The organism is Pseudomonas sp. P39-UII1 (assembly GCF_039672635.1).
Taxonomy (GTDB): Bacteria; Pseudomonadota; Gammaproteobacteria; order Pseudomonadales; family Pseudomonadaceae; genus Aquipseudomonas.
The window spans coordinates 47,469-62,025 of record NZ_JBDFPP010000004.1; the positions used below are offsets into that span (position 1 = coordinate 47,469).

Consider the following 14,557-nt stretch of genomic DNA (forward strand, 5'->3'; position numbering starts at 1 on the left):
GAGGCGAGGTGCAAGCTGGCGGGAAAGGGTAAACGGGAGAAAGGTGAAGAGCAGCCCATGGCCCACGTGCAAGTGGGCCATGGGACTACGGCATCAGCGGCGGCGGAACAGCGGCAGCGGCTGGTCGGTGGCAGCCTGGTAGGTCACCGAAAAGTCCTGCAGGCCTTGCAAGGCGTCTTCAGGGTCCTTGTCGGCACGGATGGCGAATGCGTCGAAGCCGCAGCGGGCCATGAAGAACAGCTGGTCGCGCAGCACGTCGCCAATGGCGCGCAGCTCACCCTTGAACTGGTAGCGGTCCCGCAGCAGGCGTGCATTGGAATAGCTGCGGCCGTCGGTAAAGGCCGGGAAGTTCAGGGCGATGACCTGGAAGTGTTGCACGTCTTCGCCGATCTCTTCCGCTTCCTGGTCGCTGTCCAGCCACACACCCAAGCCACCATCGCGAGCCTTGAGCACGTGGGCATGGTCGCGCCACATCTGCAGGGGGACGATGTAGTCGTCGCAGTTGGTCAGCTCGTCGAACGAGGTTTCCTTGGGCAGCAGGTGCCAGGTTTCGTCGACGATCTGGTTGTTCTTAATGATTCGCTGCATAGACGCGTTCCTTGAAGGGGTCGATGCCGATACGCTGGTAGGTGTCGATGAAGCGCTCTTCCTCGGTACGCTGTTCAACGTACACGGCGATCAGCTTTTCGATCACATCGGCCATGGCGTCCTGGGCGAAGGACGGGCCGAGGATCTTGCCCAGGCTCGCGTCGCGCGCGGCGTTGCCGCCCAGGGATACCTGGTAGAACTCCTCGCCCTTCTTGTCCACGCCGAGAATGCCGATGTGGCCGACGTGGTGGTGGCCGCAAGCGTTCATGCAGCCGGAGATGTTCAGGTCGATCTCGCCGATGTCGAACAGGTAGTCCAGGTCGTCGAAGCGGCGCTGGATGGATTCGGCGATCGGGATCGACTTGGCATTTGCCAGCGAGCAATAGTCACCGCCCGGGCAGCAGATGATGTCGGTCAGCAGGCCGATGTTCGGCGTGGCGAAGCCGCTTTCGCGCAGTTCCAGCCACAAGGCGTGCAGCTGGCGCTGCTCGACGTCGGCGAGAATGATGTTCTGCTCGTGCGAGGTGCGCAGGAAACCGAAGCTGTAGCGCTCGGAAAGGTCTGCCACGGCGTCCAGCTGCTTGTCGGTCAGGTCGCCCGGGGCAACGCCGGTGGGCTTGAGCGACAGCGTCACGGCAACGTAGCCAGGGCGTTTGTGGGCCCGGGTATTGCGCGAGCGCCAGCGGGCGAAACCTGGGTTTTCGGCGTCCAGGGCACTGTAGTCGACATTGTCGAGGGCCAGGTACTCCGGGTCGACGAAGTGGCGCGAAACGCGTTGCACTTCCTCTTCGGTCAAGGTGGTGCTGCCGCCACGCAGGTGGACCATTTCGGCCTCGACCTTCTCGGCGAACACTTCCGGGGTCAGTGCCTTGACCAGGATCTTGATCCGCGCCTTGTACTTGTTGTCACGGCGACCGTAACGGTTGTACACGCGCAGGATGGCGTCCAGGTAGCTGATCAGGTCCTGCCATGGCAGGAACTCGTTGATGAACGAGCCGACTACCGGGGTGCGGCCCAGGCCGCCGCCGACCAGCACCCGGAAGCCCAGCTCGCCAGCCGCGTTACGCACCGGCTCCAGGCCGATGTCGTGCACTTCGATGGCGGCGCGGTCTTCTTTCGAGCCGTTCACGGCGATCTTGAACTTGCGCGGCAGGTAGGCGAATTCCGGGTGGAAGGTGGTCCACTGGCGGACGATCTCGCACCACGGGCGCGGGTCGATGATTTCATCCGCGGCAACACCGGCGAACTGGTCGGTGGTGGTGTTGCGCAGGCAGTTGCCGCTGGTCTGGATCGCGTGCATCTGCACGGTGGCCAGTTCGGCAAGGATGTCCGGAATGTCTTCCAGCGCCGGCCAGTTGTACTGCACGTTCTGGCGGGTGGAAATGTGGGCATAGCCCTTGTCGTAGTCGCGAGCGATCTTGGCCAGTGTGCGGACCTGGCGGGCGTTCAGCTGGCCATAAGGCACAGCGACGCGCAGCATCGGCGCGAAACGTTGGATATACAGGCCGTTCTGCAGGCGCAGAGGGCGGAATTCTTCTTCGCTCAGCTCACCGGCCAGGTAGCGGCGGGTCTGATCACGGAACTGCTTGACGCGGTCCTCGATGATCCGCTGATCGTACTCGTCGTATACGTACATAAAAGTCCTGTCTCAGGCTGCATGCAGCTATTCGCGCGCACGGCCGCGCACTCCGGTTCGGAGCCGGGAAACGATATCAGGTTGCGTTTATGCGCTAAAGTGATGTTTTTGCATATGAAAAGAACCAAACGGACTAAGTGAGACTGACTGGCATTTGTTCGCCATCCAGAGCACAGGTTTGTCCCTGCGGGTTTGTTGCGCAGGTCTAACTGCACGCTCAAGGGCTGCGCCACGCGTCACCCGTCGATTGGCGAAAAACCCTGCTTGAGGAAAGGGCATTGCTCATCTTAACTGCTGGTGTGAAGTGCATTCCCATAACCACTACAAGAGGCAATGCAATGGGAAACTCAACCAAGGTCCGCAAAGCTGACAGCAGTGTCGATGCCTGGGCGATCCTCTGCCTGATCGTCCTGGTGGTGGTCACCGCCGTGTATTGGGTCAGCCATCAGTAGACGTGTCTTCAGACCGTGAGCCAGCCACGACGCCTGGGGGGTGGATGCCCGCAGGCGTTTTCGTGTGGCTAATGCGCAGTCAGGTGCATGGCCAGTTGCACCAGGCCCAGCAGCACCAGAATGAACACCAGCGTGAACACCGTACCCAACGCGATGAAGTGGCTGGCCTTGCCGTGGGTGAAGTCGCGCGCACGGTTCTTGCCGCTCTGCACGCCGAACGCGGCGGCGAGGATGCTGTGCAGCATTTGCCAGAAGGTGGGGGGCTTGCCTTGGCTTGAGTCGTCCATGGTGGCTCCTGAGGAAATCAGAGGCAATCAGAGACAGTGTAGGTGAATGTACCGGCCCCATCGCCGGCGTGCCGGTGATGGGGCTGCACACGCTTTTAGTTGTCGTACCCCAGGTTAGGCGCCAGCCAGCGCTCAGTCACGCTGATGTCTTGGCCTTTACGCGCGCTGTAGCTGTCGATCTGGTCCTTGTCGACCTTGCCCACGGCAAAGTACTGCGCCTGCGGATGGGCAAAGTACCAGCCACTGACCGCGGCCGCCGGGAACATCGCAAAGTGCTCGGTCAGGAACACGCCGCTTGGTCCGGTCTCGCCAATGGCCGTGCCATCAAGCAGGCGGAACAGGGTTTCTTTCTCAGTGTGATCCGGGCACGCCGGGTAGCCTGGGGCAGGGCGGATACCGCTGTACTGCTCCTTGATCAGCGCCTCGTTGTCCAGGTGCTCGTCGCGGGCATAACCCCAATGCTCTTTACGCACCTGTTCGTGCAGCCACTCGGCGCAGGCTTCGGCCAGTCGGTCGGCAAGGGCCTTGACCATGATCGAGCTGTAGTCGTCGCCCTTGTCCTGATAAGCCTTGGCCACTTCCTCGGCACCGATGCCGGCGGTGGTGATGAAGCCACCCACGTAATCGGTGACGCCGCTGTCTTTCGGCGCGACGAAGTCGGCCAGGGAGAAGTTCGGCTTGCCGTCGGGCTTGATGGTCTGCTGGCGCAGGTGGTGCAGGGTGGCCAGCGGCTGGCCGTTGCCTGCGTAGACTTCGATGTCGTCATCGGCGACCTGGTTGGCTGGCCAGAAGCCGAACACGGCGCGCGCACTGATCAGCTTCTCGTCGATCAGCTTGTCGAGCATCTCGCGGGCATCTTTGTATAGCGAGGTGGCCGCCTCGCCGACGACTTCGTCGGTAAGAATGCGCGGGAACTTGCCGGCCAGGTCCCAGGAAATGAAGAACGGGGTCCAGTCGATGTACTCGGCCAGGGTGCGCAGGTCGATGTTATCCAGCACCTTGACGCCGGTGAAGGAGGGCACCGCTGGCTGGTAGCCGGCCCAGTCGTACTTGGGCTTGGTCGCCACCGCCTGGGCATAGCTCAGGCGCTCGGTGCGGGCGCTGCGGTTGGCGGTGCGCTCGCGCACTTCGACGTAGTCCTGGCGGGTTTTCTCGACGAAGCCAGGTTTGAGCTCTTTGGACAGCAGCTGGGTGGCTACACCCACCGCACGCGAGGCGTCGGTCACGTAGATCACCGCGTCGTTGCTGTACTTCGGCTCGATCTTGACCGCGGTGTGCGCCTTGGAGGTGGTGGCGCCACCGATCATCAGCGGCAGCTCGAAGCCCTGGCGCTGCATTTCGCGGGCAACGTGAACCATCTCGTCCAGCGACGGGGTGATCAGGCCGGACAGGCCAATGATGTCGCACTTCTCATCGCGGGCGGTCTGCAGGATCTTCTCCGCCGGCACCATCACGCCGAGGTCGACGATGTCGTAGCCGTTACAGCCCAACACCACGCCGACGATGTTCTTGCCGATGTCGTGCACGTCGCCCTTGACCGTGGCCATGAGGATCTTGCCCTTGGCTTCCGGCTTGTCGCCTTTTTCCGCTTCGATGAACGGGATCAGGTGAGCAACGGCCTGCTTCATCACCCGCGCCGACTTGACCACCTGGGGCAGGAACATCTTGCCCGCGCCGAACAGGTCGCCAACCACGTTCATGCCGCTCATCAGCGGCCCTTCGATGACCTCGATGGGGCGCGCACATTGCTGGCGGCACTCCTCGGTGTCCTCGACGATGTGTGCGGTGATGCCCTTGACCAGGGCGTGCTCAAGGCGTTTGCCTACCGGCAGCGACCGCCAGGCTTCGTTCTCGACTTCCTTGGTAGCGCCGCCGCCTTTGTAGTCGTCGGCAATGGCCAGCAATGCGTCGGTGCCTTCCGGGGTGCGGTTGAGCACCACGTCCTCGACCTTCTCGCGCAGTGCCGCCGGGATCTCGTCGTAGATCTCCAGCTGCCCGGCGTTGACGATGCCCATGGTCAGGCCGTTGCGGATGGCGTGGAACAGGAATACCGAGTGGATCGCCTCGCGCACCGGGTTGTTGCCACGGAACGAGAACGACACGTTGGACACACCGCCGGAGGTCAGCGCGTGCGGCAGGTGGTCACGGATGTAGGCACAGGCCTCGATGAAATCGACGGCGTAGTTGTTGTGCTCTTCGATGCCGGTGGCAACGGCGAAGATGTTCGGGTCGAAGATGATGTCTTCCGGCGGGAAGCCGACTTCGTTGACCAGAATGTCGTAGCTGCGCTTGCAGATTTCCTTCTTGCGCGCGGCGGTGTCGGCCTGGCCAACCTCGTCGAACGCCATCACCACCACCGCGGCGCCATAGCGCTTGCACAGGCGGGCGTGGTGCTTGAACTGCTCGACGCCTTCCTTCATGGAGATCGAGTTGACGATGCCCTTGCCCTGGATGCACTTGAGGCCCGCTTCGATCACGTCCCACTTGGAGGAGTCGATCATGATCGGCACGCGGGAAATGTCTGGCTCACCGGCGATCATGTTGAGGAAACGGACCATGGCGGCCTGGGAGTCGAGCATCCCTTCGTCCATGTTGATGTCGATCACCTGGGCGCCAGCCTCGACCTGCTGCAGGGCGACTTCCAGGGCCTCGGTGTAGTTCTCTTCGCGGATCAGCCGGGCGAACTTGGCGGAGCCGGTGATGTTGGTACGCTCGCCGACGTTGACGAACAACGACTGGCGGTCGATGGTGAACGGCTCCAGGCCGGACAGGCGGCAGGCCTTGGCGATTTCCGGAATTTCACGCGGCTTGTACTTGGCCACGGCCTCGGCAATGGCCTGGATGTGACCAGGGGTGGTACCGCAGCAACCGCCGATGATGTTGAGGAAGCCGCTGGCAGCGAACTCCTCGACCACTGCAGCCATTTCGGCCGGGGTTTCGTCATATTCACCGAAGGCGTTCGGCAGGCCGGCGTTGGGGTGCGCCGAGACATGGGTGTCGGCCTTGGTCGACAGCTCTTCAAGGTACGGGCGCAGGTCCTTGGCGCCAAGTGCGCAGTTCAGGCCCACGGAAATCGGCTTGGCGTGGCGCACCGAGTTCCAGAACGCTTCGGTGGTCTGGCCCGACAGGGTGCGGCCCGAGGCATCGGTGATGGTGCCGGAGATCATGATCGGCAGTTCGATACCGTCGTCCTCGAACACCTGCTGCACGGCGAAGATCGCCGCCTTGGCGTTGAGGGTGTCGAAGATGGTCTCGATCAGGATCAGGTCGGCGCCGCCCTCGATCAGGCCGCGGGTGGCCTCGATGTAGTTGACCACCAACTCGTCGAAGGTGACGTTGCGGTAGCCGGGGTCGTTGACGTCCGGGGAAATCGAGCAGGTACGGCTGGTCGGGCCGAGCACGCCGGCGACGAAGCGCGGCTTGTCCGGCGTTTCGAGGGTCTTGGCATCGGCGACCTGGCGGGCGATGCGCGCGCCTTCGACGTTCAGCTCGTAGACCAGCGACTCCATGCCGTAGTCGGCCTGGGAAATCTGCGTGGCGTTGAAGGTGTTGGTTTCGAGGATATCGGCGCCGGCGTCCAGGTATGCCTTCTCGATCGCGGCGATCACATCGGGGCGGCTGAGCAGCAGCAAATCGTTGTTACCCTTGACGTCGCTTGGCCAATCGGCAAAGCGCGTGCCACGATAGTCGTGTTCCTCGAGGCGATAACTTTGGATCATAGTACCCATGCCGCCGTCGAGGATCAGAATGCGCTCTTTGAGTGCGTGCTGGAGTGCTTGGTAACGAGCGCTGCGGTCGGACATAGGAACTACCTGGTCGGGCGAATATCAGAAGGTGCGGAATCATAACAAAGCTGCGCGGTTTTTAGGCGCATCGGCCATTTGCATGAAATCTGTTCATGTTGAGCCATCAGCACCCACGGACGACCAGGCAATCGTGATGGCTTTCAGGAACCAGGACTTTCGGCACATGGTGCATCGTTTTATAGCTGCTGCCTTCGCCTTGCTGATCAGCAGCGTGGCATTCGGGCAGGCCCCCCCATCGAGCCCGGCAATCTCCTACACCCGGGATATTCAACCGATCTTCACCGAGAAGTGCGTGGCCTGCCATGCCTGCAACGACGCGGCCTGCCAGCTCAAGCTGGAAAGCCCGGAGGGCGCGGTACGCGGCGCCACCAAGGTGCCGGTTTATCAAGGCGAGCGAAGCAAGGCGGTCCCGACGACGCGGCTGTTCTACGACGCTCACAGTGAAGAGGCCTGGCGTAACAAGGGCTTTTATTCGGTGCTGGACAACCAGGGGAGCCAGGCTGCGCTGATGGCGCGCATGCTCGAACTGGGGCACAAGACGCCGCTCACGCCCAACGCCAAGTTGCCGGAGGAGATCGTTCTGGGGCTCAACCGCACCAATATGTGCCCGTTGCCCCATGAGTTCGATGCCTACGCCGGCGCTCACCCCAAGGAGGGCATGCCGCTGGCGGTCACCGGCCTGACCGACCAGGAGTACCAGACCCTGCAGCGCTGGTTGGCTGCGGGCGCGCCGGTCGAGTACCAGCCGATCAAGCCCAGCGCGGTCGAGGCCAAGCAGATCGCCGATTGGGAAGAACTGCTCAACCGCCCGGGTTCCACCGAGGCACTGGTTGGTCGCTGGCTGTACGAACACCTGTTCCTGGCGCACATCCATTTTGTCGGCGGCGAGCAGGGCCACTTCTTCCAGTGGGTGCGCTCGCGTACCCCAAGCGGCCAGCCGGCCGACATCATTGCCACGCGCCGCCCCAACGACCCGCCCGGGACCGACTTCTATTACCGCCTGATCCCGGTGCAGGGCGTGATCGTGCACAAAACGCACATCACCTACCCGATGGGGCCGCAGAAGCTAAAACGCGTGAAGCAGCTGTTCTACGCCGGCGACTGGCACGCCACCGCGCTGCCGGGCTACGGCCCACGCCACCGCGCCAACCCGTTCGAAACCTTCGAGGCGATCCCGGCGGTGGCGCGGTACCAGTTCATGCTGGATAACGCCGAATACTTCGTGCGCACCTTCATACGCGGCCCGGTGTGCCGCGGCCAGATCGCCACCGACGTGATCCGCGACAACTTCTGGGCACTGTTCCAGGAGCCCGCCCACGACCGCTACATCACCGACGCCAAGTACCGGGGCGAGGCCACGCCGTTGCTGGCCATGCCGGGGCAGATCGACGATGTGGGCAGCGTGCTTTCGCTGTGGCACGCCTACCGCGACAAACGCAACGAGTACGAAAAACTGCGCCGCGACGCCTATGCCGACATGCCTGCGCCAGGCTGGTCGACGCTGTGGGCCGGTAACGACAACGCGCTGCTGAGCATCTTCCGCCACTTCGACAGTGCCGCCGTGACCAAAGGCCTGGTGGGCGATGTGCCGCTGACCATGTGGCTGTTCGACTACCCACTGTTCGAGCGCACCTACTACCAGTTGGCGGTCAACTTCGATGTGTTCGGCAATGTCTCGCACCAGCTGCAGACGCGTTTGTACTTTGACCTGATCCGCAATGGCGCCGAGGTCAACTTCCTGCGCCTGATGCCGGCCGACCAGCGTGGCGCGATTCTCAGCAGTTGGTACCAGAACAGCGGCAAGGTGAAGATGTGGCTCGACTACGAAGACATCGACACCGACACGCCGAGCGGCATCTCGCTCGACGCGCGCGATGCCAAGCGCGACTTCGGCCTCAAGCTGCTGCAGCGTACCGGTAGCCTGAACGCTGCGCCCGACCCGATCAACCGTTGCCAGGGCGCCTACTGCTCGCGGCCACAGATGAGCGAGGAATTTCGCAACGTCGAGCAGTCGCTCAGCCGCCTGGTGTCACGCCCGGCCGCAGGCCTGAAGGTAATCAACCAGTTGCCCGAGGCGACCATGCTGCGCATCGAAGGGCAGGGCGGCCAGCGTCAGGTCTACAGCCTGCTGCGCAACCGTGCACACAGCAACGTTGCCTTCCTGCTCGGCGAAAGCGCTCGGTATCAGCCGGGCCTGGATACCCTGACCCTGTACCCCGGGGTACTCAGCAGCTACCCGAACTTCATCTTCAATATCCCGGCGGCGGACGTGCCGGAGTTTGTCGAGGACCTGGAGTACGCGCGCGACGACGCCGCCAAGTTCGAGCGTATCGTCATGCGCTGGGGCGTGCGCCGCAGCCACCCGGAGTTCTGGCGCTACTTCCATGACCTGAGCACGTTCATCCAGGAAACCGAACCTGTGGAGGCGGGGGTGCTGGACATGAACCGCTACGAGAACCTCTGATCGGTTGAGCTGACCTTTCCGCCATCACTGCGGTCGGAATCGGTGGGTGGCCCTTGCGAGCAAGCAGCGCTTGCAAGGGCCTCAATGCACCGGCAATCGCAGGTATTCCATGCTGTATTCGCTTCAGGCACTGCGGGCGTTCGCCGCCTGGGTGGTGGTCTGCCACCATTTCATGCAGATCTTCTTCGACTTCCATGCCACAGGCCCCGTGGGCCAGTTCCTTACCGATCGCGGCGCCGTGGGCGTGGATATCTTCTTTGTCATCAGCGGGCTGGTGATCTACCTCTCGACCCGTGACAAGGCCATCGAGCCGCGCCGCTTCCTGCTCAACCGCGCCCTGCGTATCGTCCCTGCCTACTGGTTCTATACCGCGTTGATGGCAGCGCTGCTGCTGGCCTTCAGCCAATGGATGCCACACCAGGAATTCGACTGGCGTCACCTGCTGCTGTCGCTGCTGTTCATCCCGGCAGAGAACCCCGGCGGCTACGGCCTGTACCCGACCTTGAACGTGGGCTGGACGCTGAACTTCGAGATGTTCTTCTACCTCCTCTTTGGCCTTGCGTTCCTGGTGCGCCAGCGTCACCACCTGCTGCTGGTAACGGCTGCACTGTTGCTGGTCAGTGAAGTATTGAGCCGCCTTGGCGTACTCAGCCACTTCTACAACAACGGCATCATCTACGAGTTCCTGCTTGGTATCGGCATCGGCGTGCTGTACCGCCGCGGGCTGGTGCGCGAAGGGTTGTGGCTGCCGCTGGCGGTACTTGGGGTAGCGGCTTACGCGATTTATCACCTGGACGCGTCCCAGCGCCTGCTGCATTGGGGCTTGCCAAGTGCCCTGGTGGTGCTGGCCTTCGTCGCGCTGGAGCCGTACTTCCAGGGCAGCCGGGTGCTCAAGGCGTTGGGTGACTGCTCGTATTCGGTGTACCTGATCCACGTGCTGGTGCTGTATGCCGGCTGGTTCGCCAGCCAGCGTTTGCACCTCAACCCTTACCTGGTCTTCGCCCTCTGCGTGCCGTCCATTGGACTAATGTCGTGGTTCAGTTACCAGTGGCTGGAGCGCGGTTTGTACCGGCGGATGCAGGCGTGGCTGGCGGCGCCGCGGGAGCAAACGCCGGCTTATGCCCTTTCCAGAGTAAAATGCTAGGACTTTGTTCAGGGGCCAGGTTGGCGTACACTTGGCCGCAAGTCTGTGAGGAACTTCCATGAGCGCTATAACCATTACCGACGCCGCCCATGATTACCTGGCCGATCTGCTTTCCAAGCAGAACACGCCTGGCATTGGCATCCGCGTTTTCATCACCCAGCCGGGCACCCAGTACGCCGAAACCTGCATCGCCTACTGCAAGCCTGGCGAAGAGAAGCCTGACGACACCGCCGTGGGTCTGAAGAGCTTCACCGCCTATCTCGATGCGGTCAGCGTGCCGTTCCTGGAAGACGCGCTGGTCGATTACGCCACCGACCGCATGGGCGGCCAGCTGACCATCAAGGCGCCGAACGCCAAAGTGCCGATGGTCAATGAAGACAGCCCGATCAACGAGCGCATCAACTACTACCTGCAGACCGAAATCAACCCTGGGCTGGCCAGCCATGGTGGCCAGGTGAGCCTGGTCGACGTGGTCGACGACGGTATTGCCGTGCTCCAGTTTGGTGGCGGTTGCCAGGGTTGCGGCCAGGCGGACGTAACCTTGAAGGAAGGCATCGAGCGCACCCTGCTTGAGCGTATTCCGGAACTCAAGGGCGTGCGTGACGTGACCGACCACACCCAGAAGGAAAACGCCTACTACTGATTTGTAGTATTACGCGCTCCTAGCAACAAACTGTTACGGTTTCAACCCCTGCGACAACAGGTCGCAGCCCGTATTCAAAGGGCTGCAGGCCATCACCGCCTTGGTCGGGTAGAAGCCCGCGGGGTGCCATGCAAGAATGCCCCGGTTTTTGGGCCGGCCCGCTTCTGGGGCCGGCACCTTCCCTGTAAAGGATGGTTCCATGAATGATCTGTTGACCCGGCGCGCGGTAGTCGCCGGGATGGGCGTTCTCGGGCTCGGCCTGCTGGCAGGCTGCAACCCGGCCCGGGGGCTTGAGTTCAAGTACGGCAAGAACATGAGCAACGAGATCCTCGGGCGTAAGTTCCGCCTCAAGGACCCCCAGGGCAACGACGTCACCCTGTCGAGCTTCTACGGCAGCATGCCGATGATCTTCTTCGGTTTCACCCAGTGCCCGGCGGTCTGCCCGACCACGCTGGCGCGTGCGGCGCAAATCAGGAAGCTGCTTAAAGGTCGCGACCGCGAACTGTTCCGCGTGGTGTTCATCACCCTGGACCCGGAGCGCGACACCCCGGAAGTGCTCGATGCCTACGTCAAGGCCTTCGACCCGACGTTCACCGCGCTGACCGGTACACCGGAAGAAATCGCCGAGGTGGCCCGGGAATTCAAGGTGTTCTACGAGAAGGTTCCGGCCGGTGACACCTACACCATCTCTCACTCGTCCACCAGCTACGTCTACGATACCCGTGGCACCCTGCGCCTGAGCCTGGGCCATTCGCTGAATGCCAAGGAATGCGCCGAAGACCTGCTTACTCTGATGGAGATTTGCTAATGGCTGTTTCACTGCAACCGATCAAGCGCGGCCTGGCCGCCATCGCCCTGCTGGGCCTTGCGCTGCCAGCCCTGGCCCAGACCACCGTAAGTGATGCCTGGGTGCGTGCGAGCGTTGCGCACCAGCAGTCCACCGGTGCCTTCATGACCCTGACGGCCAGTAGCGATAGCAAGCTGGTTGGCGTGGCCTCGCCTATCGCCAAGACCGTGCAGGTGCATGAGATGACCATGAACGGTGACGTGATGGGCATGAAGGAAGTCAAGGCTGTCGAGCTGCCTGCCGGCAAGCCGGTGAGCTTGGACCCGAACGGTTACCACGTGATGCTGATGGGCTTGACCCAGCAAGTGAAGGAAGGCGAGAAAGTACCGCTGACCTTGACGGTCGAAGATGCGCAGGGCGCAAAGGAAACCCTGAATGTGCAGGCAGAAGTCCGCGCGCTCAACGCCGAGATGGGCGGTGGGCACGACCACATGCACATGAAACACTGACTTGAACGGGGCCGCTTTTGCGGCCCCGCTTCATTCAGCTACGAAAGCGTGGCAGAGGCCTTTCGAGGGTCAGCGAGGTCAAGGTCTTGCGAACCTGGGCTTCATCGGCCTCCAGGGCCTTGAGGCTCGCGCGGATCTTGCCAGCGACGGGCACATCGCCCTGCCGGTCGATCCAGTCGGCAATCTCCTTGCAGGCACTGCTCAGGGCAGCCTGGCGCTGGTTCATCAGCGATATGAGGGTGGTGAGCTCTCTTTCGGACATGGCAGGATCCTCCATTCAGCCCTGTCAGTGTAGCAGCGGCTGGCGCGATTGCCTGGGGCCTGGTGTCGCCGTGGCCTAGCCGTGCAGGCAAGCGGTGCGGTAGGCGCCCGGCGTGACGCCATAAGCTTGTTTGAACTGTCGGCTGAGGTGGCTCTGGTCGGCGAACCCCAGGTTGAACGCCACGTCGGCGGCGGCCAGCCCACTTTTCAGCAGTTCGCGGGAGCGGGCCAGGCGCCGCTGTTTGAGCCAGGCATGCGGCGGCAGGCCAGTGGCCTGGCGGAATACGCGCGCGAAGTGAAAGGGCGATAGGTTGACAGCCGCTGCCAGCTCTTCCAGTGACGGGGGATCCGCCAGTCGGCTTTCAAGCAGCTCGCGGGCGCGGGCAACTGCCAGCGGTTCGTTGCCGGGGGCGCTGGGCGCCGGGCAGTGGCCGTGGCGCTGCACCAGTGCCAGCACCGCCTGGCGCCAGGCGGTCTGTTGCTCGAGTGCGCTGGCACCCGACTCGGACAACTGGTGCACCTGGCTGAAGGCGCGCGCCAGCTCCGGGTCCTGGATCACGCTGGCGTTGAAGCGCGGCATGCCATGCCGGCCCAGTTCCAGCTCATCCAGCACCCCGGTCACCCGTTCATGCTCCGGGTAGACACCGCGGTAGCGCCAACCGGCTTCATGGGCCGTGGCGCCGGTGTGCAGTTCGTCCGGGTTGATCAGCACCATGCTGCCGACCGGCGCCAGGTGCTCGCTGCCGCGGTGCCAGAAGCGCTGGGCGCCGGACTCGATAACGGTGAACACGTAACCTTCATGCACATGCGGGGCAAAGCGCTGCTGGAAATAGCGCGCGTGCAGCATCTCGACGTCGCCCAGGGCGGGCGCTTGCCAGAGGTGGGTCTGTTCGCGCAGGGGTGTGGTCATGCCAGCCAGCTACGCAGCAGGAAGAAGATCAACATGCTCACCAGCATGCTCAGCAACACGCTGCGGGTCAACAACACCAGGGCGACGGCCACCAAGGCACCGAGCAGGTAGGGGTTGAGCGGGCTCAGGTCCAACTGGTGGCCGGGCAGGAAGATGATCGGGCCGCAGATTGCCGTGAGCATGCCCGGTACGGCAAAGCCCAGGAACTGCCGCGCGTTGGAACTCAGGCGCAAGGGCAGGCGTGGTTCCAGGAAGGCATAGCGGTTGAGGAACACCACGGCGCCCATGGCGAAGATCAGTAGCCAGGTCATGCGCGGCCTCCGAAGTATTTCTGGCAGATGAAGCCAGCGGCCATGCCCAGCAGCCCGGCAGCCACCAGCGCGGTTTCCCAGTGCCAATAGCTGAACAGCACCGAACAGAACAGTGACACCGCCACGCATACCACCGTGGCGACATTGCGTACCAGCGGTGCAATCAGCGCAACAAAGGTGGCGACGATGGAAAAGTCCAGGCCCAACTGGTCCAGGTGCGGGATGTTCTGGCCCAGCACGATGCCGGCCAGGGTGAACAGGTTCCAGGCCACGTAGAACGTCAGCCCGACACCGAGTGCGTACCAGCGGTTGAACTGCTGCTGGTCATAGTGGCTGGTGAGTGCGAAAAACTCGTCGGTCAACAGAAAGCCCAGGCCCAGCCGCCAGCGTAGCGGCTGGTTTGACAGCACCGGGCGCATGGATAAGCCATAGAGCAGGTGCTGCGAGGTCAGCAGCAGGGTGGTCAGCAGGATCGACAGCAGGTTCGCGCCGCCCTTGAGCATGCCGATGGCTACCAGCTGCGCAGCCCCGGCAAAGACGATCGCCGACAGGCCCTGGCCTTCCCAGGCGCTGAGGTTGGCCTCGATGGCCATCGAGCCTGCGAGCAGGCCCCACGGGGCGACGGCCAGCGATAACGGGAGAATGGCGATGGCGCCGTGCAGAAAGGCCTGGCGGGCAATGGGCGGACTGCTGTGCATGATGGTTGCGACACTGTTGTTCGGCAGAGCAGCATGCCAGAGGCTGGGGCGGGTGGCTTGA

13 protein-coding genes are annotated in these 14,557 nt (G+C 62.9%); 5 read left to right on the forward strand and 8 right to left on the reverse strand.

Going from position 1 to position 14,557, the window contains the following annotated elements:
- Positions 1–93 precede the first annotated feature (93 nt).
- The 4 genes from ABEH27_RS07265 to metH all read right to left on the reverse strand — a co-directional run bounded on the left by ABEH27_RS07265 (position 94) and on the right by metH (position 6,766).
- Entirely contained in the window at positions 94–588 is a 495-nt protein-coding gene (locus ABEH27_RS07265; protein WP_346612903.1) for a DUF934 domain-containing protein, read from the reverse strand.
- Positions 572–2,224 carry a nitrite/sulfite reductase gene (locus ABEH27_RS07270; protein WP_346612904.1) on the reverse strand — a complete coding sequence of 551 codons (1,653 nt, stop codon included), beginning with the start codon at positions 2,222–2,224 and terminating at the stop codon, positions 572–574. The genes ABEH27_RS07265 and ABEH27_RS07270 overlap by 17 nt, the downstream gene beginning before the upstream one ends.
- A gap of 520 nt (positions 2,225–2,744) precedes the next feature.
- Entirely contained in the window at positions 2,745–2,963 is a 219-nt protein-coding gene (locus ABEH27_RS07275; protein ID WP_346612905.1) for a DUF2970 domain-containing protein, read from the reverse strand.
- A gap of 95 nt (positions 2,964–3,058) precedes the next feature.
- Entirely contained in the window at positions 3,059–6,766 is a 3,708-nt protein-coding gene (metH, locus tag ABEH27_RS07280; RefSeq protein WP_346612906.1) for a methionine synthase, read from the reverse strand.
- A gap of 166 nt (positions 6,767–6,932) precedes the next feature.
- Between metH and ABEH27_RS07285 the strand changes: the two genes are divergently transcribed.
- The 5 genes from ABEH27_RS07285 (at position 6,933) to ABEH27_RS07305 (ending at position 12,316) form a co-directional block, all read left to right on the forward strand.
- On the forward strand, positions 6,933–9,233 hold the full coding sequence (locus ABEH27_RS07285) for a fatty acid cis/trans isomerase (protein ID WP_346612907.1): 2,301 nt from the start codon (positions 6,933–6,935) through the stop codon (positions 9,231–9,233).
- Positions 9,234–9,342: 109 nt separating this feature from the next.
- Entirely contained in the window at positions 9,343–10,377 is a 1,035-nt protein-coding gene (locus ABEH27_RS07290; protein WP_346612908.1) for an acyltransferase, read from the forward strand.
- 58 nt (positions 10,378–10,435) lie between these two features.
- Positions 10,436–11,020 (forward strand): Fe-S biogenesis protein NfuA, encoded by a 585-nt coding sequence (gene nfuA / locus ABEH27_RS07295; RefSeq protein ID WP_172218736.1) that lies wholly within the window; start codon positions 10,436–10,438, stop codon positions 11,018–11,020.
- 199 nt (positions 11,021–11,219) lie between these two features.
- Complete coding sequence (locus ABEH27_RS07300; RefSeq protein ID WP_346612909.1) at positions 11,220–11,828, forward strand: SCO family protein; 609 nt, start codon at positions 11,220–11,222, stop codon at positions 11,826–11,828.
- Positions 11,828–12,316, forward strand: a complete 489-nt coding sequence (locus ABEH27_RS07305) for a copper chaperone PCu(A)C (protein WP_346612910.1) — start codon at positions 11,828–11,830, stop codon at positions 12,314–12,316. Before ABEH27_RS07300 ends, ABEH27_RS07305 begins: the two co-directional genes overlap by 1 nt.
- Positions 12,317–12,350: 34 nt before the next feature.
- Here ABEH27_RS07305 and ABEH27_RS07310 read toward each other — a convergent pair whose 3' ends face one another.
- From ABEH27_RS07310 to ABEH27_RS07325, 4 genes are all read right to left on the reverse strand, one after another.
- On the reverse strand, positions 12,351–12,578 hold the full coding sequence (locus ABEH27_RS07310) for a hypothetical protein (RefSeq protein ID WP_346612911.1): 228 nt from the start codon (positions 12,576–12,578) through the stop codon (positions 12,351–12,353).
- 75 nt (positions 12,579–12,653) lie between these two features.
- The gene (locus tag ABEH27_RS07315; RefSeq protein ID WP_346612912.1) at positions 12,654–13,487 is read right to left on the reverse strand and encodes an AraC family transcriptional regulator; all 834 of its coding nucleotides are present in this window, start codon (positions 13,485–13,487) and stop codon (positions 12,654–12,656) included.
- Positions 13,484–13,798, reverse strand: coding sequence for an AzlD domain-containing protein (locus ABEH27_RS07320; RefSeq protein ID WP_254480475.1), 315 nt, complete (start codon positions 13,796–13,798; stop codon positions 13,484–13,486). Before ABEH27_RS07320 ends, ABEH27_RS07315 begins: the two co-directional genes overlap by 4 nt.
- Positions 13,795–14,496, reverse strand: coding sequence for an AzlC family ABC transporter permease (locus tag ABEH27_RS07325; RefSeq protein ID WP_346612913.1), 702 nt, complete (start codon positions 14,494–14,496; stop codon positions 13,795–13,797). Before ABEH27_RS07325 ends, ABEH27_RS07320 begins: the two co-directional genes overlap by 4 nt.
- Between the last annotated feature and the right edge of the window lie 61 nt (positions 14,497–14,557).

Bases quoted from the DNA above. Each gene is read 5' to 3' on its own strand.
- ABEH27_RS07265 (WP_346612903.1), bottom strand. From the start codon at position 588: ATGCAGCGAATCATTAAGAACAACCAGATCGTCGACGAAACCTGGCAC.
- ABEH27_RS07320 (WP_254480475.1), bottom strand. From the start codon at position 13,798: ATGACCTGGCTACTGATCTTCGCCATGGGCGCCGTGGTGTTCCTCAAC.
- ABEH27_RS07275 (WP_346612905.1), bottom strand. From the start codon at position 2,963: ATGGACGACTCAAGCCAAGGCAAGCCCCCCACCTTCTGGCAAATGCTG.
- ABEH27_RS07290 (WP_346612908.1), top strand. From the start codon at position 9,343: ATGCTGTATTCGCTTCAGGCACTGCGGGCGTTCGCCGCCTGGGTGGTG.
- ABEH27_RS07270 (WP_346612904.1), bottom strand. From the start codon at position 2,224: ATGTACGTATACGACGAGTACGATCAGCGGATCATCGAGGACCGCGTC.
- nfuA (WP_172218736.1), top strand. From the start codon at position 10,436: ATGAGCGCTATAACCATTACCGACGCCGCCCATGATTACCTGGCCGAT.
- ABEH27_RS07305 (WP_346612910.1), top strand. From the start codon at position 11,828: ATGGCTGTTTCACTGCAACCGATCAAGCGCGGCCTGGCCGCCATCGCC.
- ABEH27_RS07310 (WP_346612911.1), bottom strand. From the start codon at position 12,578: ATGTCCGAAAGAGAGCTCACCACCCTCATATCGCTGATGAACCAGCGC.
- ABEH27_RS07285 (WP_346612907.1), top strand. From the start codon at position 6,933: ATGGTGCATCGTTTTATAGCTGCTGCCTTCGCCTTGCTGATCAGCAGC.
- ABEH27_RS07315 (WP_346612912.1), bottom strand. From the start codon at position 13,487: ATGACCACACCCCTGCGCGAACAGACCCACCTCTGGCAAGCGCCCGCC.
- ABEH27_RS07325 (WP_346612913.1), bottom strand. From the start codon at position 14,496: ATGCACAGCAGTCCGCCCATTGCCCGCCAGGCCTTTCTGCACGGCGCC.
- metH (WP_346612906.1), bottom strand. From the start codon at position 6,766: ATGTCCGACCGCAGCGCTCGTTACCAAGCACTCCAGCACGCACTCAAA.
- ABEH27_RS07300 (WP_346612909.1), top strand. From the start codon at position 11,220: ATGAATGATCTGTTGACCCGGCGCGCGGTAGTCGCCGGGATGGGCGTT.